Origin of the sequence: Paraburkholderia phytofirmans PsJN, from assembly GCF_000020125.1 — a bacterium.
GTDB lineage: Bacteria > Pseudomonadota > Gammaproteobacteria > Burkholderiales > Burkholderiaceae > Paraburkholderia > Paraburkholderia phytofirmans.
This window is the reverse complement of the sequence record NC_010681.1, coordinates 972,624-995,867: the sequence shown is the minus strand read 5'-3', so window position 1 is coordinate 995,867 and position 23,244 is coordinate 972,624. Positions and strand designations below refer to the sequence as shown.

General features: G+C 62.0%; 16 protein-coding genes. 1 reads left to right on the top strand and 15 read right to left on the bottom strand.

Features of this window, described 5'->3' with window-relative positions; translation table 11 throughout:
- Nucleotides 1-140: 140 nt before the first annotated feature.
- From BPHYT_RS04320 to BPHYT_RS04260, 13 genes are all read right to left on the bottom strand, one after another.
- Nucleotides 141-1,442 (bottom strand): hypothetical protein, encoded by a 1,302-nt coding sequence (locus BPHYT_RS04320; protein WP_012431941.1) that lies wholly within the window; start codon nucleotides 1,440-1,442, stop codon nucleotides 141-143.
- Nucleotides 1,443-1,562: 120 nt separating this feature from the next.
- Nucleotides 1,563-2,699: a non-hydrolyzing UDP-N-acetylglucosamine 2-epimerase gene (gene wecB, locus BPHYT_RS04315; RefSeq protein ID WP_012431940.1), complete on the bottom strand. Its 1,137-nt coding sequence runs from the start codon at nucleotides 2,697-2,699 to the stop codon at nucleotides 1,563-1,565.
- Between the two features lie 27 nt (nucleotides 2,700-2,726).
- The gene (locus tag BPHYT_RS04310) at nucleotides 2,727-6,779 is read right to left on the bottom strand and encodes a glycosyltransferase (protein WP_012431939.1); all 4,053 of its coding nucleotides are present in this window, start codon (nucleotides 6,777-6,779) and stop codon (nucleotides 2,727-2,729) included.
- 85 nt (nucleotides 6,780-6,864) lie between these two features.
- Nucleotides 6,865-8,340 (bottom strand): ABC transporter ATP-binding protein, encoded by a 1,476-nt coding sequence (locus BPHYT_RS04305; RefSeq protein ID WP_041758272.1) that lies wholly within the window; start codon nucleotides 8,338-8,340, stop codon nucleotides 6,865-6,867.
- A gap of 89 nt (nucleotides 8,341-8,429) precedes the next feature.
- A complete protein-coding gene (locus BPHYT_RS04300; protein WP_012431937.1) occupies nucleotides 8,430-10,883 on the bottom strand; it encodes a glycosyltransferase in 2,454 nt (817 codons plus the stop codon).
- Between the two features lie 56 nt (nucleotides 10,884-10,939).
- A complete protein-coding gene (locus tag BPHYT_RS04295) occupies nucleotides 10,940-11,827 on the bottom strand; it encodes an ABC transporter permease (protein WP_083772034.1) in 888 nt (295 codons plus the stop codon).
- Nucleotides 11,828-11,953: 126 nt separating this feature from the next.
- Nucleotides 11,954-14,125: a glycosyltransferase family 2 protein gene (locus BPHYT_RS04290; protein ID WP_012431935.1), complete on the bottom strand. Its 2,172-nt coding sequence runs from the start codon at nucleotides 14,123-14,125 to the stop codon at nucleotides 11,954-11,956.
- An 81-nt stretch (nucleotides 14,126-14,206) separates the two neighbouring features.
- Nucleotides 14,207-15,103: a glycosyltransferase family 2 protein gene (locus tag BPHYT_RS04285; RefSeq protein WP_012431934.1), complete on the bottom strand. Its 897-nt coding sequence runs from the start codon at nucleotides 15,101-15,103 to the stop codon at nucleotides 14,207-14,209.
- Complete coding sequence (gene rfbD / locus BPHYT_RS04280) at nucleotides 15,100-15,996, bottom strand: dTDP-4-dehydrorhamnose reductase (protein ID WP_012431933.1); 897 nt, start codon at nucleotides 15,994-15,996, stop codon at nucleotides 15,100-15,102. Before rfbD ends, BPHYT_RS04285 begins: the two co-directional genes overlap by 4 nt.
- 9 nt (nucleotides 15,997-16,005) lie before the next feature.
- Entirely contained in the window at nucleotides 16,006-16,557 is a 552-nt protein-coding gene (rfbC, locus tag BPHYT_RS04275) for a dTDP-4-dehydrorhamnose 3,5-epimerase (protein WP_012431932.1), read from the bottom strand.
- Entirely contained in the window at nucleotides 16,542-17,435 is an 894-nt protein-coding gene (rfbA, locus tag BPHYT_RS04270) for a glucose-1-phosphate thymidylyltransferase RfbA (RefSeq protein WP_012431931.1), read from the bottom strand. Before rfbA ends, rfbC begins: the two co-directional genes overlap by 16 nt.
- A gap of 10 nt (nucleotides 17,436-17,445) precedes the next feature.
- Nucleotides 17,446-18,507: a dTDP-glucose 4,6-dehydratase gene (gene rfbB / locus BPHYT_RS04265; protein ID WP_012431930.1), complete on the bottom strand. Its 1,062-nt coding sequence runs from the start codon at nucleotides 18,505-18,507 to the stop codon at nucleotides 17,446-17,448.
- Nucleotides 18,508-18,976: 469 nt separating this feature from the next.
- Nucleotides 18,977-19,888 (bottom strand): GDP-mannose 4,6-dehydratase, encoded by a 912-nt coding sequence (locus BPHYT_RS04260; RefSeq protein WP_012431929.1) that lies wholly within the window; start codon nucleotides 19,886-19,888, stop codon nucleotides 18,977-18,979.
- A 193-nt stretch (nucleotides 19,889-20,081) separates the two neighbouring features.
- Here BPHYT_RS04260 and BPHYT_RS04255 point away from each other — a divergent pair, with 193 nt between their 5' ends.
- Nucleotides 20,082-20,960, top strand: a complete 879-nt coding sequence (locus BPHYT_RS04255) for a symmetrical bis(5'-nucleosyl)-tetraphosphatase (RefSeq protein WP_012431928.1) — start codon at nucleotides 20,082-20,084, stop codon at nucleotides 20,958-20,960.
- A gap of 49 nt (nucleotides 20,961-21,009) precedes the next feature.
- Here the strand turns inward: BPHYT_RS04255 and BPHYT_RS04250 are convergent, their stop codons facing one another.
- Nucleotides 21,010-21,855: a lysophospholipid acyltransferase family protein gene (locus BPHYT_RS04250; protein WP_012431927.1), complete on the bottom strand. Its 846-nt coding sequence runs from the start codon at nucleotides 21,853-21,855 to the stop codon at nucleotides 21,010-21,012.
- A gap of 97 nt (nucleotides 21,856-21,952) precedes the next feature.
- Nucleotides 21,953-23,230: a dihydroorotase gene (locus tag BPHYT_RS04245; RefSeq protein ID WP_012431926.1), complete on the bottom strand. Its 1,278-nt coding sequence runs from the start codon at nucleotides 23,228-23,230 to the stop codon at nucleotides 21,953-21,955.
- Between the last annotated feature and the right edge of the window lie 14 nt (nucleotides 23,231-23,244).

Genomic DNA, 23,244 nt, shown 5'->3' with positions numbered 1-23,244 from the left:
CATTTTTCCCTTCCCACGATCCGGCGGGAGCGGAATCTCCCCAATGCCCCACGTCAATTGATGAAGCGAGCCTTTTTGCGCAGCGTTATCTGCCGCGACAATAGGTCGATTTTCCGACGCCACGCGGCGCTAACGGCGCCTTACCGCACGGTCCTGATGGTCGTGCCGAATGAATCGCCAGGCGGTGGCAATAACCGGTACGAAACAGCATCACCGGTCACTAGCGACGTTATATTCGTCGCGGGCCATTTCCCGCTCGCAAAACCCGACGCGCTGGAAAAACAGATCAGCAGGAGCGGCGCACCCGCTACCAGTTTGGCACCGATGCCATTCGCCTTTGAAAGGCAAATGACCAATGCCCAGAAGCAGAACACGAACGGCACGTAGAGATATCTCGATCCGCCCATCGACCATCGCATGGGGAGATCCGTGCGGCCAAACCGGGCTATGCCAAGTACCCAGAACAGCACGGCGAGAAAAAGAAGTGCGACACACGCAAAGCGGTAATTGCCGGGCGTCTTGTACAGCGCAAAACCGCAACATGCGATAGCGATAAGCGACACGCCTATACGCATGCCAACGCTCCATTTATCGTTCAACGAAGCCGGACTTATAAAATCGAGAACGAAATACCGCAGGAAAGAACTGATCCAGTGGAAATCCGCCGGATTAAAATTGACCAGCCCGCCTTGCGAGCTCGCGTGCACCAGGCACGCCATTTGGGCCGTCAGCGCCAGACCGTATGCGACAAACAGGCCCCAAGTGCGAACTGTCCACTCGTGCCGCCCCTTGATAAAAGCAGCCCCAATCACGAACACACTGAACACAAGACCAAACGGACCCGTCAGAGCCAGCAGGACGATTAGCACCGCGTCGAGATAAAACACTCGCGCTGGGAAAACCTGTTTGGCCGCGAATTCCCGCCAGAGCAGAACGAGCAGCAAAGGCCCGAGGATCCATTGGAGATTGGTGACGGTCAGCCATATTTCGCCATCCTGAGGGACGACAATCAGCGCAAGCGCGAAGCACAGGGCCGCCACGCGGCCGACATGGCGATACACGGCAGTGAAAAGCAGCGTTGCGGCGCTGGCCAGCACGATCGCGCAGACCCACGCCAGGACCAGCGGCGCGTGGACAGGCGACCCCAGTGATGCGTACGCCGCGACGATCAGGCGCGGAACGGCGTGAAGATAGCCCGCGTATGGCGCAAATATCGACCTGAAGCCCTCCTCGTAGCCGCCCTTGAGAAAGATCGATACGTCCTCCGCCCACAGGAAGCCTTGCGTCAGGCGTTGCGGCATCCGCGCAAAGGTCAGCCCGAGCGTGATTGCGAAGACGGCTAACAGCCAGATCCCGTTGGAGGCCTTGTCATCGATCACCGAAGCATTCGGGCCGGCCGTGATGGGCGCCCCCGCTGCCCAGGTGCGGTCATTGGATTTCATATTTTTTTATCGATCAATACGACTTTGCACACTGACAGCGGTCGGCCGAATGCGGGCTGACGCAAGCGCGAGCGGGCGAACTCAACGATGCCCGGCCCGCGACTGTCAGCGCCATGCCAATCAGGACTGCGCGAACTTCGACTTCAGAATGGCGACGATCTGAGCGCCCGCGGTTCCGTCGCCAAACGGGTTCTTGCCGGCGGACATGGCCTGATAGGCAGCGGGATCGTCGAGCAAACGCGCGGTTTCACGAACGATCGTGGCCACATCCGTGCCGACCAGTTTGTTGACACCGGACTCGACGCCTTCCGGCCGTTCGGTCACATCGCGCATCACGAGAACCGGCTTGCCCAACGCGGGCCCTTCCTCCTGAATCCCGCCCGAATCGGTCAGGATAATGTGACTCGCCGCCATGAGCCGCTGGAACGGCTTGTAGGTCAGCGGCTCTTCCAGATAGATGCCCGGCTGATCGCTCAGCACGCGGTTGACGACCTCCCGGACCTTCGGATTCATATGCACCGGATAGACGATACGCACGTCCGGATGCGCCTCGGCGATCGTCCGCAACGCCGTGCAGATGTTCTCGAAGCCAGGTCCGAAACTCTCACGACGATGCCCCGTCACCAGCACGATGCGCCGCCCTTCCGCGAGTGCGGCCTCGACTCGCTCCGGCAACTCGACATGCTCGTTCTTCAGGCGCTCGAGCATCAGATACAGCGCGTCCACCACGGTATTGCCGGTCACGAAGATCTGTTCCGCGGGCACCTGCTCCGCCAGCAGATTCTTCTTCGACAGTTCCGTCGGCGCGAAATGGAGGTCGGTCACGAGCGACGCCACACGTCGATTGAGTTCCTCCGGAAAGGGCGCGGCCATGTCGTGGCTGCGCAAACCGGCTTCGATGTGCCCGACGCGAATGCGACGATAGAAAGCCGTCAACGCCGCCACCTGAACGGTCATCGTATCGCCCTGCACGAGGATGATGTCGGGCGACTGCGCGGCGAGGAATTCATCGATCGCGGTGAACAGACGCGCGCTCAGCCCAGCCAGCGACTGATTCTGCGACATCACGTCCAGACTCGCGTCCGGCGTCACGCCGAAGTCCGCGAAAGCCTGCATCAGCATTTCCCGATGCTGACCGACCGAGCACAGGCACACGTCGAAATCGTCGGGCGCCGCGCGCAGCGCCTGCACCACCGAGATGACCTTGATCGCTTCCGGCCGCGTGCCGGCAAACACCACTACTTTTTTCTTTGCCATGGTAGATATCCTTTGGTTCCGGCAGCTTCAGACCACTTCGGGCCGCGCATCGGTCAATTTGAAGTAACGGCTTTGACGCTGAGGCAGATACGATGCATAGCGAACGCAATCGGCGTTCGTGCGAGTCAGGATGGCCGCGAAAATCTCCGCGTGCCGCGTGTAGGCTTCCGTCGGTGTCATCGACTGGAACGACTGCTGCAAACTCTCGCGCGGCTGACGCACCGGCCGCCCGGCGTGCTCGACCATCGTTCTGGCCAGTTCGTCGCGAACCGCGTGCAGTTCCCATTCGTTGGCGATGGCCTGATAGAACTCGGCACCGTCCAGCGTCGACCAGTCGTCACGATAGGCGCGAATCACCGTGTTTGCTTCGCCGATCAACTGTTCGCGCGCGCCGCCGACATCGGTGGCGATGACCGGCGCGTTGCGCTGAAGCGTCTCCGAAATCGCCAGACTCCAGCCTTCGGTAAAGGACGGCATCACGACCGCGCGCGCGAGATCGACGAATCGATAGACGTCGGACCGATAGCCGGGCATCGACACCACGCCTTGCAAGCCGTGATGCGCGATGCGCTCCTGGAGCCGCGCAGCGTAGCCGGCATCCGAGTGCTTCCCGAGGATCACGAGACGGATGTCGGGCCGCTTCGCATGCGCGATCGCAAACGCGTCGATCAACAGACCTTGACCCTTCACCGGATTGATCGAGGCGACGTTGACGAAGACCGGACTATCCGCCGGAAATCCGAGCTCCTCGCGCAGCGCGAGGTCGCGCTCCGGTTCGAGCAAGGGCATTGCGCTGCCCGAGTCGCAGCCGTTCGGCACGACGATCATGCGCTCCGCGCTCAGACGCAGATTCACATCCGCGAACATCGCAACATTGGCCGACACGCAGATATACGCGTCCGTCACTTCATCCACGCGACGCCACTGTTCCTTGCCGGCGGCGTCGAGCCACATGTACATGTTATGCACGGTCTGGACGAACGGTATTTTCAGCGAAGCGCACATGTCGCTGAGCGTCAGCGAATAGTGAGCATTGACGAGCGCCACCTTCCGCTCGACCAGCACCGCGCGAAGCTCGGCGGGATCGCCCGGCAGGCGCACGTAGTCGAACTGGCGCTGCTTGAGTTCGGCCTCGGCCTCGGTCGCAACGTCGCCCGTAACGCCGAGCATCGGTTTAAAGCCCGCCTTGCCCAAACGGTCCAGCAAGTCGAAGACAACACGTTCGAGACCGCCGACCATGAAGCTGTCGACCTGCAGCATGACAACCGGTGAAACCGGCGGGTTGAAAGCGGGGGCGTCCGGCACGATCAGCGGCTGCGTGCTATTGATCGCCTTCCAGAAACGGCGCGCGGAGTCGACGACATTCGCGGGTGCCGCTTCGATCACCATGGGATGCAGCAACGCCAGTCCCAGGAACACTTTGTGATCGAGTGCAATACACAAGTCGACATGGTCGTAGACGTCGCTGCGCAATGCGTACGGGTTGTCGCCCGCCTCGAACACGGCGACGATCACCACGCCCGGCGCTTGCGGTGCCAGAGACCGCAAATCGGCGGCGGCGATGATTTTCAGTTGCGCGTCAGGCGCATTCAGGTCGCCTGTACTGCGCTCGCTCTCAGGCAAGACAGACGCGAGCGCCTGGCTGGATACCCAGCGCGGCGCATCCGCGTCGAACTGCCCGAGCCATTGCGCGACGCGCCCTCCGTCGAGCAACAACGGCGCATTGGGGAAGCGCTTGACGGGAGCCGGGACCGGCGCGGGAGGCGCAGCGGCCGGTGCGGGCTGGCGGGCGCGGCCCGTCATACCTAGCCGCCGCGACAGCGCGCGAGTTGCGCGCAGCAACCTGGCCTTCAAGGTCCGCGCAACGGCGGCACGCAGCGCCTCGCTAGTCAGCACCTGTTCATTGAGCGCGGCCGCGAGACGAGTCTTTTCTGCTTCGCCTGCGGCGACGGTCTGTGTAAGAGCAGCCACTTCGCGATCCTTCTCTCCAATCACGGCTTCGAGGCGAGCCTCTTCATCTTTGCCTTGCCGGATGACGCCTTCGAGCCTGTCGGCTTCGCCTTTCAACTGCAGGACGACATCTTCCAGGCGCTGTGTTTCGCCGTACAGGAAGGTGTTGCGGTCCAACAAAGCTTCGAGCTGAGTGTCCTTTGCTTCGAACACACGCTCGTAAAAGCCCCGGTGTTCACGCCACACCAGCCCGGGCCGATACTCGGCATCGGCAAGATAATTCAGGAGATAAGCGCACCGCGCGCCCAATTCGGCCAGTTGCGACACTTCCGGCAAGCCGAAGCTCAACGGCTTCGCCGTGTCGCCGAGAATGTTCACCCAGTCGCCCGACAGAACCCGCTGGACTTCCCGCACCGCCCGTTCGAGATACCGGCGCGCGGCCTCATAGTCGCGGCGCGCTACGGCAAAGCTGGCCGCCAGATCGAGCGCGGCAACCGTCTTGGTCGTCAGCAGCGGACTAAACGGAACCGGGTCCATCGCGGCGCACGTCAATGCCCAAGCCTCGGCACCTTCCAGATCGCCTACCGCCTGCAACAGTTTCGCGGCCACATAACTCTGAGAGATCGACCACCGCAGATATTGTGCGTCCTTCTTATTCGTATCCAGGTACGCCTGAATCTCCGCCACGCACGTGCGCACCGTGTCGGTCGAGGCCCGCGCGGCAAGCACGCGATACGCGTGGCCGCACAGCGCGGCGCCGTAGTCGGCGGTGTCGTGCGGCGCCTGCTCCAGCACGCGCGCTTGCAGGCTTCCCAATTCGGCATCGTTGTTCATGCGCGTGCCGATGGTCACCATGCTCCGGAAGAGCCATGGATTCACCATGCTGCGTGCGTCCGGCAAGACATTGAACGCCGGCGAATCGGCGTGCTGGTACATCGTATCGACAAAAGCCGACGCATCCGCGCCGACGGGATCGCGCATCGACACGACGATCAGATGACCGTCGCTGGCCACGAGGCGCTCGTCGAGTGCCATCTTGCGCCAGGCGACGTCCGAGGGCGCACCCGGCGGCAAAATGAACGCGCCTTCCGGCAGCCAGCTTGCGTGGGTCGAACCGGTACTCGCGCGCAGCAGTTCGACCGGCGACTGCAATGCGACAGATGCATCGCCCGCGCTTTCCGGCGCCTGAAGGCCGAGAATCAGGCGGCCGCCGGGCCGCACGATGTCGGCGAGCCGTGCCCAGTCGAGCGGCGCGAAACAGCGAAGGTCGCGGCAGATCACCACGTCGAATGAATGGCTCGCAAGGGTATGCAATGCATCACTGGCCCACGGCTTGAAATCGACGCGTCCGGCCTCGCCATACTGAGTCGACGCGTAACCGCACCGCGACGCGTCCAGCACGATGCCGAGCACGTGACGCGCGATGGAATTCTGCGCAACGATGTAAGCACCGCTGCCGGCCGTATCGTCCAGCACGAGAACGGTGTCGCCGACTCGAACGAAACCGTCGATCTGCGTGAACTCGGCGACTGCGGTTTGCGACGCCGGGTCGATATGCCACAAGATATCTTCGGCCGGCGCCGGGTGGCGTTCCGCCGACGCGTTCGCAGCACGCTCGAACGCGCAGACTTCGTAGCCGCCCAACGGCGGCAGCGGATGAGTCAGCCGCGCGAACGTCGAGCGGGCGTGAATGCGGAACCCAAGTTCGAAGGCCTGTTTTTTGGTCTGGCCGGCTGATGCTGCGTCGGTGCGGTTCTGCGCGACCGCCGTCACCAGCGCGACGTTCCTGATCCCCGCCTGCGCAATCAGCTGGAGCCACGTTGACGCGTCGGCGGCCACACTGTTCTGCGGGAGAATCACGATCGCCGCGTCGAAAGATTCACGCCGGGCAAAGTCGAGAGCCGGCGCCGCGACGGACGCCGCTTCGAGCCGGTCGGACACGAACCGATGATCGGCTTGCGCCCCGCCATCCGCGTCGAGCGAAAGCGCGTACGGATCGGTTCCCGCGGCAAGCAGGAAGTCGAGCGCATCCGCGGCGTGCGCGCCGATGTACAGGATCCTGCCGTGCCCGAAACAGGTGACGCACTGGCGCAAGCATGCTCGCACATCGTGGCTTGAAAACACGGTCATACAGTCGATACCAAGGTTTTGTACGGCGAGCCGTTTTGTCGAAGAAGGTCAGTCGCCCTGCTCGTTGCGACTGACGGGCGTTGACTTACGAGGCTTCGCCGGTAGGTGCTTCAAGTTCGGCGCGCATGTGCAGATCGCACACGCCGCCGAAGAAATGCGTGTCGACGCGCGCGCGGACCATGAAGAATGCGGCCTCGTCGATCCAGTGCAAGATCGCCTGATCGGAGAAATTCATCGACTCCTGGTGGATCAGCGAAGCCTGCACTTCGTAGAAATTTTCGCCCAGCGCGCAGGAGTCCATCGTGAAGACGACGGAATGCTCTTCGCCCGCGCGGAATTTGCGGTTCCAGAAAACGAAGCCGTCCTGCTTGCCGGCGATCAGTTCGGCGTCCTGGTTGAACGTCCCCCAGGAGTACATCTTGATGCCTTCCTTGTTGCGGATGCGCAGGTTGACATAGAGCTTGTCCATGTCCTCACGGATCGAGAATTTCACCACGATCTTGACTGTATCGCCGGTATAGAACGTGGTGCACTGCTCGCCCGCGCCGTCGAGCACGGAGACGTCTGTAATCAGCGCCTCGAGGCTGCCGAATTCGAACTTGCCGCCTTCGTTGCGCGCCTCGGTTTCCATCTGATCCGCTGCGTCCGAGACGTTCGACACGGCTTGCCCGAGATGGCCTTCAGCTGCAGCGGCCTCGAGCGGTTCGGCCGTCGCGGCGGGCGCCGTCAGTTGCGGCGATTCGACGGGCGCCGCGACCGCCGGTGCGGTGTTCGCTTTGAGCGCCTGCTTGTGCTCGGCGATCTCCTTCTGCTTGGCGAGGTTTTCCTCGTCGTGCAACAGCTTGCGATAGGCCAGCACGACTTCGCCGGACGGCCCCGCCGCCATGACCTCGCCGTGATGGAGCAAAATCGCGCGGTCGGTGAAGGTTCGAACCGACTCGATGTCGTGCGACACGAACAGAATCGCGACGCCGCGATCCCGCAACTGACGAATGCGCTGATAGCAGCGCTTCTGGAACAGCGCGTCGCCAACGGCCAGTGCCTCGTCGACGATCAGCACGTCCGGGTTCAACTGCACCTGCACCGCGAAGGCAACGCGCACCATCATCCCGCTCGAGTAGTGCTTGACGGGTTGATCGAAGAAATCGCCGATCGCCGCGAAGCGGATGATCTCCGGCATGGCCGCGTCCATTTCCTTGCGCGTCAGGCCAAGAATCGAGCCGTTCAGATAAGCGTTCTCGCGGCCGGTAAACTCCGGGTTGAAACCGCTGCCCAATTCCAGCAGGGCCGCGACCCGACCATGGACTTCCACGTCGCCCTGAGTAGGCGACAGGACGCCGGCGATGATCTGCAGCAGTGTCGATTTACCGGCGCCGTTACGGCCCACGATACCCACTGCTTCGCCCTTCTTAACGTTGAAGGAGATGTTGCGCAGCGGCCAGAATTCGCCGAAAAACTGCCGACGCCCGCGAAGCAGCATCTGCGCCAGCCGATGGTGAGGCTTCGCATAAAGTTCGTAACGCTTGCTCAAATCGCGAACGTGGATAGCTATATCGTCCAAGACCACTCTCTTTGTTGATGAACAGCTTTACACAAAGCTGTGATCGGGAGCCGCCCGCCTCTCTTCGCGCGGCGGCCCCGGTTAGCCGACTAGGTCAGCGCCTCGATGAGTTCCTTCTCGCCCGTGGCCTTCTGCTCGACCAGCCGCTCGCAGATGGCCCGATTGTGCGCGGCCATCTCCATGCGCGTGGCCGCGTCAGGAATCCGCCCCTTGGCAAAATCCTCCACACTCACGTAACGCATGCCGTACGTGTTGAAGTCGCCGATGTTGGGCGTGTCCACGATGGGCACGATGCCGAACGCCAGATACTCGATCAGCTTGGTCGGACAGGACACGTGGTTCACCACCATGTCGTCGCGCAGAATGAAGCCGAAATGGCACTGCTGGTACACCTCGTTGAGCTCGGCACGCGTCGCGCTGGCCACATGGAAGTTCGGGTGGTTTTGAACCTCGGGCGCCGCCGCGTTTCTCATCACCTCGACATCCGGCGTGTACATCCACCAGTCGGCGTGGTCCAGTGCTCGCGCAACCACGTTCATCATGGCGGGTACGTTTTGCCACTTCTGCGTGCCGCCGGCATAAATGACCGTGGGCCGGCCATCCTTGTAGGGCCGCGCTCCTTCGCTTCCTTCTTCCAATGCGAAGATCGGCAACACGATCACTTTCGCGCGCAACAGCTCGCGGTACTTGTGCGCGAGATAGTTGCCCATGGCCTGCGACACGACAATTACGCGGCTCGCATTCTCCACCGCCATGCGCTCGCAATCGTCATGAATGCGCGCGGAGAAGAAATCATTGTGCATCCGGAACTCTTCGGGCACGACGCCGTGCACATCAAGCACCCATTTCAGGCCCGGCGCGCGAAGCGCCGCTTCCGCTGCCGCATTCGGCATGCGCAAAACGCTGTGAAAGTAGACGCGTTTGAAGCGGCGCGCCAATAGCGCGACGAGCCGTTGCTGATTGCGAGACGCCAGGGAAATGTTCAGCACCCAGGCGTTATGCGCCGCCCTTTCGATAAAAGGCTTGGCCTCCGGATGACCGCGCACATCGCAATACACCCTGTGTTTCGAGGGAAACAGCGAATCGATCGCCTTGACACGCTGAAAATAGCCGTCGCGCTCACGCTCCTTGGTCGGATACGGAGCGAAGAAAAGAATTCCGTCGCCATGCCGCAGCAGTTGCAACAATTCGTATCCGCGCACGAGGCGGCTCACCTTCGAGGTGGGGAATCGCGCTGCGCGAGCCAGCCGGTTGGTCACGCGCTGTTTGAAGCTGAGCGGCTTGTCCTGCGACCTGGCGGCTTGCATCGCGGTCAGCTCGCGAGCCGTACGCGACGTCCTGGCGACTAGCGCATCCAGTTCATTAGCGAACGATTCGAATCGAACCTTCATGCGCTGCACGACTTCCGGCGACACGCCTTCGCCGTCCGTCAACAAATATTGCTCGATGTCCGCATCGATGCCGTTGATCACGGGCAACAACGACGCCGCCGAGACGGGTTCGTCGATATAACGCCCCATCACCAGCGAACGCAGATCGTTCATCTGCTCAGCCTGCCAGCGCGCGATTTCGCCATTCAGATGCTTCGAATAGGCCTCGAGGCCTTCCACCAGCGTGCGCATCTGGCGCGCGTAAAGGTGATGCGTTTCGAGGTGAATCGGAAACCGTTTCGGCGAGGCAATCGCAAACAACGAATCCTGCATCCACGCGGTCACGGACAGGCGCGTGCGGTCCTGCCACGCGCGGCCATGCTTCTCTTCGAAGCGCGCGCGATTCTGCGCGGCGAATCCCTGTGCCTCGGCGACGTCGAGCTTGCCGAACGACGCCGAGCCCCAATGGTGAATATATACATCGCGCGCCACGTGCATCTTGAATCCGCCTTGCAAAATGCGGACGCAGTGGTCGTCGTCTTCGTATGCGCCTGGAAAGAAGCGCTCGTCGAGCGCGCCGACGCGTTCGAGCAACTCGCGCGAAAACAGCACGCAGTAGTAACTCAGGAAGTCGCTGTCGACGGTCAAGCCGAGCCAGCCTTCACGCCGGCGAATCGCAAACTCCGCGAGCACCGGCATATCGAGCGCGGCGCTGCCTTCGCCCAGTCGGTTGCGGTCGCCGAGATGGTAGGGAATGGGAATGCCCTGCTCATTGTTCGACGCGTTGGTCAGCGGACCGATCGCATCCTTATCCGCCGCGACGAGATAGTCGAGCCAATGATCGGTGACGATGACGTCGCTATTGAGCAGGCAGATATGCGTGATCGTCGGATCCGCCAGGCAGTACTGGATCCCGATGTTATTGCCACCGGAAAAGCCGAGGTTCTTGTCTTGCTGAAAGAATTTGCCTTGCAAGCCTTGCTGGGCGACAGCGTGTTCGAACGTGGCCTGCACGGCGGCACGCTCAGCCGGCCGGGATGCGTTATCGATCGCGGCCACCACGAATTCCGTATCGCTTCGGGTCTTGATCAGACTCTCGATCGCAAGCGCGAACACCTCCGCTGAATTGAAGGTTACGATAACAATGCCAACACGCGCCTTCTTGCTATTCATTATATTAATCCAATCCCTGCCGACGTTAATTCGACTTATACCTTTAAGCGAATTTCCTAAAGCACATCAGGAAATCCTTTTTTGGATTTCATGAAAAACCAATAGCATGCGCACAGAAAAGCAATCGACACGGCCAACTGAATAATCATGCCGAGCACATCCGGCCATTGGCCAAAGAAAAATACGTGCCGAACGTTTTCCAGCACCGGCGTAAAAGGATTCATCGCGACCGCGAAGCGCAGGATTTGCGGCACCATGTCGAGCGGATAAAACACCGGGCTCAGGTACATGATAGCCATGGAAATAGGCGGCACCAGCAGCTTGATGTCGGGCAGATACACGCCGAGCGACGCCAGCAGATACGTCACGCCCAGCACGGCGAAAAACATCGGCAGCAGAACGACCGGCAGTGCAATGGCCGACAGCGGCGGCAAGCCGACGAACACCAGGTTGAACAGGAGCAGAAGGCCATAGCCGATCGCCGCGTTCACGACCGCGGACAACGTAATGGCGAGCGGCAGCACCTCCAGCGGGAACACGACCTTTTTGATAAAGTTCGGATTCTCGCGCATCAGCATCGGCGCGCGCAGAAAGCATTCGGAAAAGAACGTGTAAGTGATCAGCCCGCTGAAAAGAATCAGCGCGGACGCCTTGCTGTTTAACCCTTCGCCGGCCCAACGCGCCTTAAACACGACGCTAAAAACAAAGAAATAGACCAGCAAAGTCAGGATTGGCGTAACGATCATCCAGACGGAGCCGAGCGCCGAACCGCGGAATTTAGTCGCCAGGTCACGGCGGACAAAGTCCCACAAGAGCGACCGATGCCGCAAAACAGAAATTTGCATTGATAGGTTCCGACAAACCGTCTGCGCTTCGATTGTCAAACCGATGCAAACGGTGCTAAAAATTCCGGCGGCGTGTTGACAGGCGCGCCGGAACGTCATGATTATTCGTGGATACAGCCGCCGCCATCTTAACCCGGCATTCTGCCGTAGCGGACTGAACGCCGTCAAATCAAGGGCTCAGCGCGCCTCACGCTGCTTCATGCAGACACCAGCGCGTCTGCGCCGCTATTCGAACTGGCCGATGCGCGGCGGCGACGCCAGCGTAAACGGCAGCACCTCGCAACTGAGCGACAGATTGGGGTTGTACGCCGGATCGCGTTCGAACCAGCCTTCCCAACGTGCCTCCATACGGCGGATTTCGCTCACGAACCGCTCGTACTTGTCCGGATCGAGGTCCGAGCCGCGAGTCGCCGATTCGTGATGGTACATCTCGGCATACGGCGTCCAGATATTGCGGTAGCCCGCCTTCAGCAGCTTCATGCAGAAGTCCACGTCGTTGAAGGCGACGGCCAGGTCTTCTTCCAGTCCGCCCACTTCGTCGTAGACCGACTTCTTGACCACGAGGCAAGCGGCCGTCACCGCCGACAGATTCTGCGTAGCCACCGCGCGGCCGAAGTACCCGAAGTGCCCGCGCTTCATCATGTGATGCATGTGGCCGGCAATCCCGCCGAGCCCGAGCACCACGCCGCCGTGCTGCAATGCATCAGTCGGATACCACAGGCACGCGCCCACCGCGCCGGCGCGCGGCAGATTGGCCAGACTGACCATTTCATTCAGCCAGTCCGGCGAGATCACCTCGATATCGTTATTCAGGAGACACAGGAATTCACCGGTCGCCACGCGCGCCGCGTGATTATTCAGCGCCGAGAAATTGAATGGCGATTCATCGCGCAATACACGGACATTGGGACGCTGTGACACTTCGTCGAAATATTTCATTGTCTCCGGCTTCACGCTGCCGTTGTCGACGATGATGATTTCGAAATTCTGATAAAGCGTGTAGGCAAAAACACTGTCCACACATTGCTTGAGCAGCGCAAGCCCATCGCGCGTCGGAATGATGATCGACACTTTGGGTTGCGGACTCGGCAGCGTATAACGCACGCGTAGCACCCCGAGCGATTCCACCGGATGCTCGACCGTCGCGCTGATGTTCGCGCGCTCCAGGTGATCTTCCAGCGCGCGAATCGCGGCGACCAGCGCATACGGCTTTTCGCTGCCGCTGCCTGCCGTGCTGCCGGGCACGATGCGCCAGTGATACAGCACATGCGGAATGTGGATCACGCTGTCGTCGCCGGCGAGTTCCACGCAACGCAATGCCAGGTCGTAATCCTGGCTGCCTTCAAAGCCCTTCCTGAAACCGCCCGCGTCCCGAACCAGCTTCGTCTCGAACACGCCCAGATGGGAGAACATGTTCTGCGTGAGGAACATCTGCGGGTTCCAGTCGCACTTGAAGTAAGGCGTGGTGCGCTTGCCCTCGGTGGTGAGCTTGTCTTCGTCGCTGTAGAACATCCGGCCATGCGGATGCAGATTGATGTAGCGCGCCACCATATACAGCGCGTGCGGCGGCAGCAGGTCGTCGTGATCCAGCAAGGCGACATATTCGCCCGTTGCAAGCGCGAGCGCGCTATTGCTGGCTTCGGAAATGTGCCCGTTCGTCTCACGGAAGACGACCTTGATGCGGCTGTCGGCCGCGGCGACCTCCTCCAGGACAGCTTTGACGTGCGGCTGGGTCGACGCATCGTCCGCGATGCACAGCTCCCAGTGCGGATAGATCTGCGCCTGCACCGATGCCACCATTTCGCGCAGCAGACGCTCGTCGCTATTGAACGTGGGCACGACGACGGAGATCAGCGGCTTGCGCGCCAGCAGGCCGATTTCCGCTTCGATTTCGCGTTGCTTGGCCGGCGTGACCGTATCGTACTGGCTGATCCACTCGTGGTAGACCTCGTCACGCGGCGGACCGTCGGCGAATCCGCGTCCGCTTTTGAGCCGGCGCACGCGCGCCACGACGCCCGGCAGACCTTCGCGCCCGATCACCGACGCGTAATAGCCCAGCGCGCTGCCCAGCCCGCCCCTGACCTCGGCCTGGCGGCCAATGGTGCTGAACGCGAGCCGGACCGCCGCGGCGATACGGCTCACCGAACGCAGCGGTGCCGTCACACGCCACGAAGTCGAACGGAGCAAAGCGGCGTGCTCGACTTCCAGCTTCAGAAGCCGATTGTTGAGCTTGGCGATCGACTCGCCGTCGGTGAGCGCGTCGGTGAGCTGTTTCTCGAGCTGTGTCACGCGCGCCTGAAGACGGTGTGCATCCTCGGCGCCAGACGACAACGGCTCATCCCGGGACACGTCCTGACTGACTGCTTCCTGTTGATGCCCATCAAATTTTGTGTTCATGCAATTCTTTCCTACGCATCCGACGAGACGCCTGTTGCCCGTGTAGTTTGCCAATGGCACCGACTGCTGTCGCACCGCGTTTTAAAGTCTACCCAGCCGCCCGCGAATGCCGTCCCACATACCGAGCAAGGCCATTTTCAGATGCGCCAGCCGCTGCGAGGGCATCAATGAATAGATGAGGAGCCGCACCGGAAACTTGACCAGTTCGGACGACTTCCACGTCCAGGGCACATAGGAGCGCCGAATCAGCACGATGGCGTTGCGGAACAGGTAGTAGTGGCGCAACGGGCTGTGCATGGGATACGCGCGCCCCAGAATACGGACCGGCTCGCCGCCAAGTTCATGGCTCATGTGCACCCACGGCACGCCCAGCACCCGGTAGCCCTTCTGCTTGGCACGCACACACCATTCCAGGTCGACGAAATCGATGAAAAGCGCGTCGTCCATCGGACCAATGCTCGACCACCAGCGCAAATTGATGCACGACCCCGACGAAATCAGGAAGTCGACATCGATAGGCTGATCGCCCTGCGGCACGATCCGCTCCAGCGTGCCCCACTTGAAGCGCACGAACGGCGCAAGGCCGCGCAGGCGCGCGTCTTCATAAGCCGGACCCGCCAGCGCGACTCGCTCGCCCGATGCGTTGGCCGCGTCGATGACCTTCGGCAGCTCCGTGAATAGCGAAGCCGGCGGCTCGCTGTCCTGATCGAAGATGATCGCCATGTCGAAGCCGCCGCGAATCAGCGCTTCGATGCCCTGATTGATCGCCGTCGCGATGCCCGCGTTCTCGCCGTTGGGCAGGTACTCGATCGCGCCGTCCAGTCCCAGCTCGCTCGCCGGGCGCATGGCCGGCGTGTTGTCGACCACCACGCAGTGCATCCGTGCGGCGAGCCGGTTGGCCCGCTCGATACAGGCCGCATCGGGGTTGTAGAAAACAACGACGGCACCCGTACGCGATGTCAGCGGGGTGCCGCTCAACGCTCGCCCAGGCAAAGTTGCAAGGCGTCGCGCCAATCCGGCGCCTGCACGCCGAACGTTCGTGCAAGCTTGTCATTCGACATGCGCGAGTTGCCGGGCCGCTTCGCCGGCGTCGGATAGGAAGCAGCCGGGATCGGCTTGACGGTCGGCGTTTTCGCCAGGCCCGACAGTTCGAAAATGGCCTCGGCAAAACCGTGCCACGACGCCGAACCCGCCGCAGTGAGGTGATACACGCCCGAACGCTGCTGCCACCAGTCGCCCTGGCCCGGCGCCGCTGCCTGGGCGAGTACGTTTGCCGTAAGCGTGGCAATCGTTTTCGACCAGGTCGGCGCGCCGATCTGGTCGGCGACCACGCTCAATTCGTCACGCTCCGCGCCGAGGCGCAGCATCGTCAACAGGAAGTTCTTGCCGCGCGTGCCGTACACCCAGCTCGTGCGAAAAATCAGGTGGTCACAACCGCTCGCGGCGATGGCCTGCTCGCCTGCCAGCTTGGTGCGCCCATACGCGTTTTGCGGATCGGTGGGATCGTCTTCGACGTAGGCGCCGTCTTTCTCGCCGTTGAAAACATAGTCGGTCGAATAGTGAACCAGCGCCGCACCCAGCTTTTTCGCTTCTTCAGCGAGCACGCCCGGCACTTCGCCGTTGATGCGCATGGCGAGATCGAGTTCTTCTTCCGCCTTGTCCACCGCCGTATAAGCCGCGGGATTGACGATCAGCGTAGGCCGGATGTTGCGCACCACGGCGCGAACCTGATCCGGATCGGACAGGTCCATCGCGGCGTGATCCACCGCGACCATGGTGCCGAGCCCTTGCAGCGTACGCGCGAGCTCGAAACCCACTTGGCCATTTACACCGGTGACGAGAATCGTCCGCTTGGCATCATGTGCGCTCATGCCAACCCCTTAAGCGAAGACGTCGGCATCGGCCAAAAGCTTGGCCGCCGCGTCTTTCGCCGCCAGCAGCGGCTCTTCGTCGATCGGCCACTCGATGCCGATCGCCGGATCGTTCCAGACGATGCTGCGTTCGTGCTCGGGATACCAGTAGTCGGTGGTCTTGTAGAGGAACTGCGCGGACTCGGACAGCACCACGAAACCGTGCGCGAAACCGGGCGGCACCCACAACTGCCGATGGTTGTCGACCGACAGAACCACGCCCGCCCACTTGCCGAAATTCGGCGAACTCTTGCGGATGTCCACCGCGACGTCGAACACTTCACCTTCGACGACACGCACGAGCTTGCCCTGCGCATTCTGGACCTGGTAGTGCAGCCCACGCAGCACGCCCTTCGCGGAGCGCGAATGGTTGTCCTGCACGAATTCGACGCCCGGCTCGACCTGCTCGGCGAATTCCTTCGCATTGAAGCTCTCGAAGAAAAAGCCTCTCGCATCGCCGAACACTTTCGGCTCGATGATCTTGACTTCAGGCAGCGTGGTAGCGGTTACTTGGATGGCCATGCCACTTGGTCCGTAAGAAGGTTTTGTAGATACTTGCCGTAGGCGTTCTTCGCGAGCGGTTTGGCGAGCGCCTGCAATTGCTCGCCGTCGATCCACTGCTGCCGGTAAGCGATTTCTTCCGGACACGCGACCACCAGGCCCTGACGCTTCTGCAGCGTGGCGATGAAGGTCGCGGCTTCGATCAGCGAGTCATGCGTGCCCGTATCGAGCCACGCGTAACCACGCCCCATGATTTCCACTTCGAGCGCCGCGTTGGCGAGATAACGCGAGTTGACGTCGGTAATTTCGAGTTCGCCGCGCGACGACGGCTTGATGTCCGCGGCAATGTCGCAGACCTGCTTGTCGTAAAAGTACAGACCCGTGACCGCGTAGTTCGAACGCGGCTTGACCGGCTTCTCTTCGATTGATAACGCGCGGAACTGCCTGTCGAATTCCACCACGCCATAACGCTCGGGATCGTGCACGTGGTACGCAAAGACCGTGGCGCCGTCGGTTTTCTCGCTGGCGCGCTCGAGCTGCTTCGCGAGATCGTGGCCGTAGAAAATGTTGTCGCCGAGAATCAGCGCCGACGGATCGTTGCCCACGAAATCCCGGCCGATGATGAACGCCTGCGCGAGCCCATCCGGCGACGGCTGAACCGCGTACTGGATATTCATGCCCCACTGGCTGCCGTCGCCCAGCATTGCTTCGAAACGCGGCGTGTCCTGCGGCGTCGAAATGATCAGCACGTCGCGAATGCCCGCCACCATCAGCGTGGACAGCGGGTAGTAGATCATCGGCTTGTCGTAGACCGGCAGCAACTGCTTGGAAACCACGTGCGTGATCGGATACAGGCGTGTGCCCGATCCGCCCGCGAGAATAATGCCTTTGCGCGCCATTGCCTTGCCTTTACGCGCGCTGCGCGTAGTTGGTCTCAACCCACTTGCGATAGTCGCCGGAGGCGACCTCGTCCGACCATGCCTGATTGTCCAGATACCACTGGACCGTTTTCGCGAGACCTGTCTCAAACGTTTCCGCAGGCTTCCAGCCGAGTTCGCGTTCGAGCTTGCGCGCGTCGATTGCATAACGGCGGTCGTGGCCCGGACGATCCTTCACGTACGTGATCTGATCGCGGTACGACGCGCCTGTCTTCGGGCGCAGCTGATCGAGCAGATCGCACAACGTGTGGACCACGTCGAGATTCTTCTTCTCGTTCCAGCCGCCGATGTTGTACGTCTCGCCCGGCGTGCCGCGCGCGAGCACTTCGCGGATCGCGCTGCAGTGGTCGCCGACGTACAGCCAGTCGCGCACGTTCTGACCGTCGCCATACACCGGCAGAGCCTTGCCGCCGAGCGCGTTGGCGATCATCAGCGGAATCAGTTTCTCGGGGAACTGGTACGGACCGTAGTTGTTCGAGCAGTTCGTGGTGAGCACCGGCAGACCGTACGTGTGATGATAGGCACGCACCAGATGGTCGGATCCGGCCTTGGTGGCCGAGTAAGGACTGTTCGGCGCGTACGGCGTGGTCTCGGAGAATTGCGGATCCGTTGCGGAGAGCGAACCGAACACTTCGTCGGTCGATACGTGCAGGAAACGGAACGCGGCCTTGTCGGCCTCGCCGAGCGCAGTCCAGTACTGACGGGCCGCCTCGAGCAGCGTGAAGGTGCCGACCACGTTCGTTTGCACGAAATCAGCCGGGCCGTGAATCGAACGATCCACATGGCTTTCGGCGGCGAAGTGCAGCACGGCACGCGGCTTATGCTCGGCGAAGAGCGCGTCGAGCGCGGCGCGATCGCAGATATCCGCGCGCACGAAAACGTGCTTCGGATTGTTTTGCTGCGACTTGAGCGTACCCAGATTGCCGGCGTACGTCAGCTTGTCCACGTTCAGTACCGCTTCGTCCGACGCATTGAGCCAGTCGAGCACGAAATTGGCGCCGATAAAACCGGCGCCGCCCGTTACCAGAATCATGAAATTCCCTTCTAGATGTTGGTGGCAGATCGAAATGATTTGACTGATCTGCAACCACGCGTTGTGGTGTCGGAATCTTGTGGACGCTCGCCGCCGCCCTTGGGCACTGCGGGCGGGCGCTTAAACGCCAATCTTATGAAGCCCCGATTATAAAGCCGCCAAAGGCAAAAACTAGAACCCTAACAACTTGAAACAGCTTGACAAGTTTGGTTTCCATCAGTTAATTCGGCCGTCACACTTTCATGACGCATGTCGCTGAGAACGGTCGCAAGCGTGATGGAGCGCCGCGCCGATGGAACGGCTAGCGGTCTTACTGAGCGTGATGCACTGGGAAAAACGGAAGCACACGCCGCACACGCCTGATCAAATCAGCCGGTAATGCGACGCATGATGATTGTTTATACGCGAACGAAAGTCGCGCGTCACCGTGACGCAAAAAGATGGCGGATGGCCGCGCAAATGCGGCCGATTATGCCGCCAGCATCCAGCGCAGCGTATCCATGAACGGGATGGCCTCGACTTTCGGCACGAGCGCGCGCAGTTTGGCGGGCGAGCCGGCCAGCATCTTCACATCGGTTTGCCGCACGAAAGCGGGATTGATCTGAATCTTGAGTTCATGCCCGGTCAAATCACTCGCCGCCGAAAGGATTTCGCGCAATGTGAAGGGCGTGCCCGTGCACACATTGACGGTTTCCGAGGCGGCCTCGGAGTCGAGCAACGCTTCGTAGGCGCTCGCCACGTAGCGCACGTCGGAGAAATCGCGCGCGACGTCGATATTGCCGAGTTCGATCGCAGGTTCGCGGCGCGCGAAGTGCTCGACGATCTTCGGCACGAGGAAGTTGGACGCCTGGCCGCGGCCGGTATAGTTGAACGGCCGCACGATCAGAATCGGCAGGCGGTCGAACCAGGTCCGCACCATCGTTTCCATCGCCGCCTTGCTGGCCGCGTAGTGATTGACCGGCGTGACGGGAAAGCTCTCGTCGATCGCGGCGCTCGTCACGTTGCCGTAGACGTTCGCGCTGCTCGCGATCAGCAGCTTGCGCGGCGTATGACCGGCGGCGGCGCACGCCTCCAGCAGATTCAGCGTGCCGATCACGTTGACGCGGTAAAAGTCGAGCGGATCGTTATGGCCTACGAAGCTGATCGCTGCGAGGTGGACAATGTAATCGGGCCGCGCGATTTCGATCGCGCGCCGGCAGGCATCCGGCGACGTGATGTCGAGCCGCACGCGCGTCGGCGTTTCCGGCTCGTCGCGCCCGGCGATCGTTTCGATCACCGTGTGGCCGCGGCCGAGCAGGTTGTCGACCAGATAGCGGCCTGTAAAGCCGTTCGCCCCGGTGACGAGCGTACGAATAGGTTGCTCTGCATGAAAAGACGACATGCTTTCTCCGTTCATGAAAGTCATCCTGTTGTGTCGCAATATCGTGAGCGCCCTGCGCCGAGCCGCTTGCCAGCGGCGCCTCACCCGATATCAAGCCTTCAAACGGGCTATTATGTCACGCTAATATGTTGCATTGCCCAACGCGGCACGCCTCGTGCGTAACAGCGTGTATCAAACCGCACCCACTTTCTTGATGACACCCGCCACTACGTCTTCCACTCGTTCCGATCCGCCCCCACACCCGCTCGCCTTCGGCGATCTGCAAGGCTGCCGCACGCCGTTCCAGCGACTGCTTGCCAAGGCCGCGCCGCCGGCCGGCACGCCGCTGTGGTTCGCGGGCGACCTGATCAACCGCGGCACGGAGTCGCTGGCTACGTTGCGCGACGTCATCGCGCTCGGCGAGCAGGCGGTGCCGGTGCTGGGCAATCACGATCTGCATCTGCTGTCGGTGTCGGCGGGGATTCGCAAGTCCAAGAAAGGCGACACGATCGACGAGATTCTTACCGCGCCGGATGCCGCCGACCTGCTCGAATGGATCCGCCACCGGCCGATCGCGCACTTCGACAATGGCATGCTCATGGTTCATGCGGGCGTGCTGCCGCAGTGGGACGTGAATCTGACGCTCGAACTCGCCGACGAATTGCAGCGCGCCCTGCGCGCGCCGAACTGGAAGGAGACGCTCGCCGGTTTGTATGGAAACGAGCCGAACCGCTGGAAACCGGGACTCAAAGGCATCGAGCGGCTGCGTTTGACGTGCAGCGCGTTGACGCGCATCCGCTTCTGCAACGCCGAAGGCACCATGGATTTCAGCAGCAGCGGCGGCCTGAATGCGGCGCCGCCGGGTTGCATGCCGTGGTTCGATGTCCCTTCGCGCAAGACCGCCGATGTGACCGTGGTGTTCGGTCATTGGGCCGCGCTCGGGCTGATTCTGCGCGACAATCTGATCGGTCTCGACTCAGGCTGCGTGTGGGGCGGACAACTTTCCGCCGTGCGTCTTGCGCAAAAGCCCGCGGAGCGCACGCTGACACAGGTCGAGTGCGAGAGCTGCCGCGCGGCGGCCGGTGGCAACTAAGCAGCCGCGTCCGCTCAGTTACGCGTTTGGATCGACCGTAGGACGAATTTCAGGCCGAACGCCCTGACCGATCGACCTGATCGACCGGTTCTTCGATCAGCGGCGCCACGGCAGCGGATGTCGCGGCGCGCTCCGCCATCACCGCGCCGGTCATCGCGGCGCCGCTTTGCATCTCCCGCAATGCGACCGCGATCACGCCTTCCGCTTCGGCTGCCAATGTGCGCCGGTCCGCGCCTGGCGCGAGCGGTGCGCAAACATAGATATGCGCGGTGAGCGGTCCGCCTCGCAGCAGCAGATTCAGCGAATCGGCGAGCGACAGATCGTCGATATACGCAGGCGCGGTGGATTGCCGGCCTTGCGCGTCTTCATACATGATGCACAGCGGCTGCACCGGCACGGAGGCCGACACAGTCGCCTGAAACATGTTCGCGTGAAACGGCAGCACCGCGAGACCGTTGGACGTGGTGCCCTCGGGAAACACGCACATCAACTCGCCCGCGCCCAGGCGGTCGGACAGTTCATGCATGATCCGCTTCGCGTCGCTGCGCTTCTCGCGCTGAATGAACACCGTGTCCAGTTGCTGCGCGAGCCAGCCGACCACCGGCCATTGCCGGATCTCGGCCTTCGATACAAACGGCGTGGGCCGCCACGCGTTGATCACATAGATGTCGATCCACGAAATGTGGTTGGCAACCACCAGCGCGCCGCGATCGAGCCGCGCGCTGTCGTTATGCACGACGAGCCGCATGCCGCATAGGCGCAACATCTTCAGCGACCATTCGCGATTGAGCGTGTGACGCACCTCGGCGCTGGCTTTGGGAAAGCGCGTCGCCACGATCCACATGCCGTGCAGCAGATGAACGACGAGACGGGCTTTACGTAACGCGAGCTTCATGGTCGGAGCGTTCCTGATTGGGCCAGTGGCCTGGCCCGTGAGCTGGCCTATGAACTTGCCTATAAGCGGGACAATGAGCGTAGCAACACCGCGGCGATCAGCGCTGTTCGAATGCGACGTGCCCGGACACGATGGTCGCCCGCACGCGCGCCGGCAGTTCGTAGCCGAGGAACGGCGTGTTATGGCCTTGGCTCTTCAGCGCGCGCGGCTCGACGCGCCAATGCGCATTGCGATCGAACACGCAAAGATCGGCCACGCCGCCCACGGCGACACGGCCGGCTGCGTCGAGTTTGAGCACATCGGCCGGCGCCGTGGTGATGCGGTTCAGCGCCTTCGCGAGCGGCACGCGTGCCTCATCGGCCCACTTCACCGTCAGCGACAGGAACAGCTCCAATCCGGTCGCGCCCGGTGTCGCCTCGGCGAACGGCAACAGCTTTTCGTCGTCGTCGACCGGCGTGTGGTCGGAGCAGATCGCGTCAATCGTGCCGTCCACCAGGCCCGCGCGAATCGCTTCGCGATCGCGCTGTTGACGCAGCGGCGGATCGAGCCGGAACTGCGCGTCGAAGTAGCCGATGTCGAGGTCGATCAAATGCACGTGATTCACGGTGACGTCGCACGACACCGGCAAGCCCTCGGCCTTCGCCGCGCGCATCAACGCAATGCCCGCCGCCGACGACACGTGCGACAGATGCACCCGCGCGCCGGTCACGCGCACCAGTTCGAAGATGGTGTGCAGCGCGATGGTTTCCGCCGACACCGGCACGCCCGAGAGCCCCAGCCGCGACGCCAGCGCGCCGCTCGCGGCGACGCCGCCCTTGCCGAGATAGGCGTCCACGGGACGCAGCCACACGGTATAGCCGTAGGTGTTCGCGTACTGCAGCGCGCGCATCAGCACCTGGGTGTCGACCACCGGCATGTCCGCCTGCGAAAAGCCGATGCAGCCCGCTTCGGTCAACTCGACCATCTCGGTGATCACCTGGCCTTTGAGGCCGACCGTCAGCGCGCCGAGCGGATAGACGTGCGCCTGGTTCAGATTGCGCGCGCGGAATTTGAGCATCTCGACGAGGCCGGGTTCATCGAGCGTCGGATCGGTGTCCGGCGGGCAGACGAGGCTCGTCACGCCGCCCGCGAGCGCGGCGGCCATTTCGGATTCGAGCGTCGCCTTGTGTTCGTAGCCGGGTTCGCGCAGACGGGCGGACAAGTCGACGAGGCCTGGCGCAATGTGCAGGCCGCGCGCGTCGATGGTTTGCGTCGCCTCGAAATCGGCGGGCGCGTTGCCGAGCGCGACGATCTTGCTTTCCGCGATAAAAACGTCCTGCTGCTGTTCGGTGCCGGCTGCCGTATCGATCAGCGTACCGCCTTGAATATGAATCATGAACTCTCCCTCTG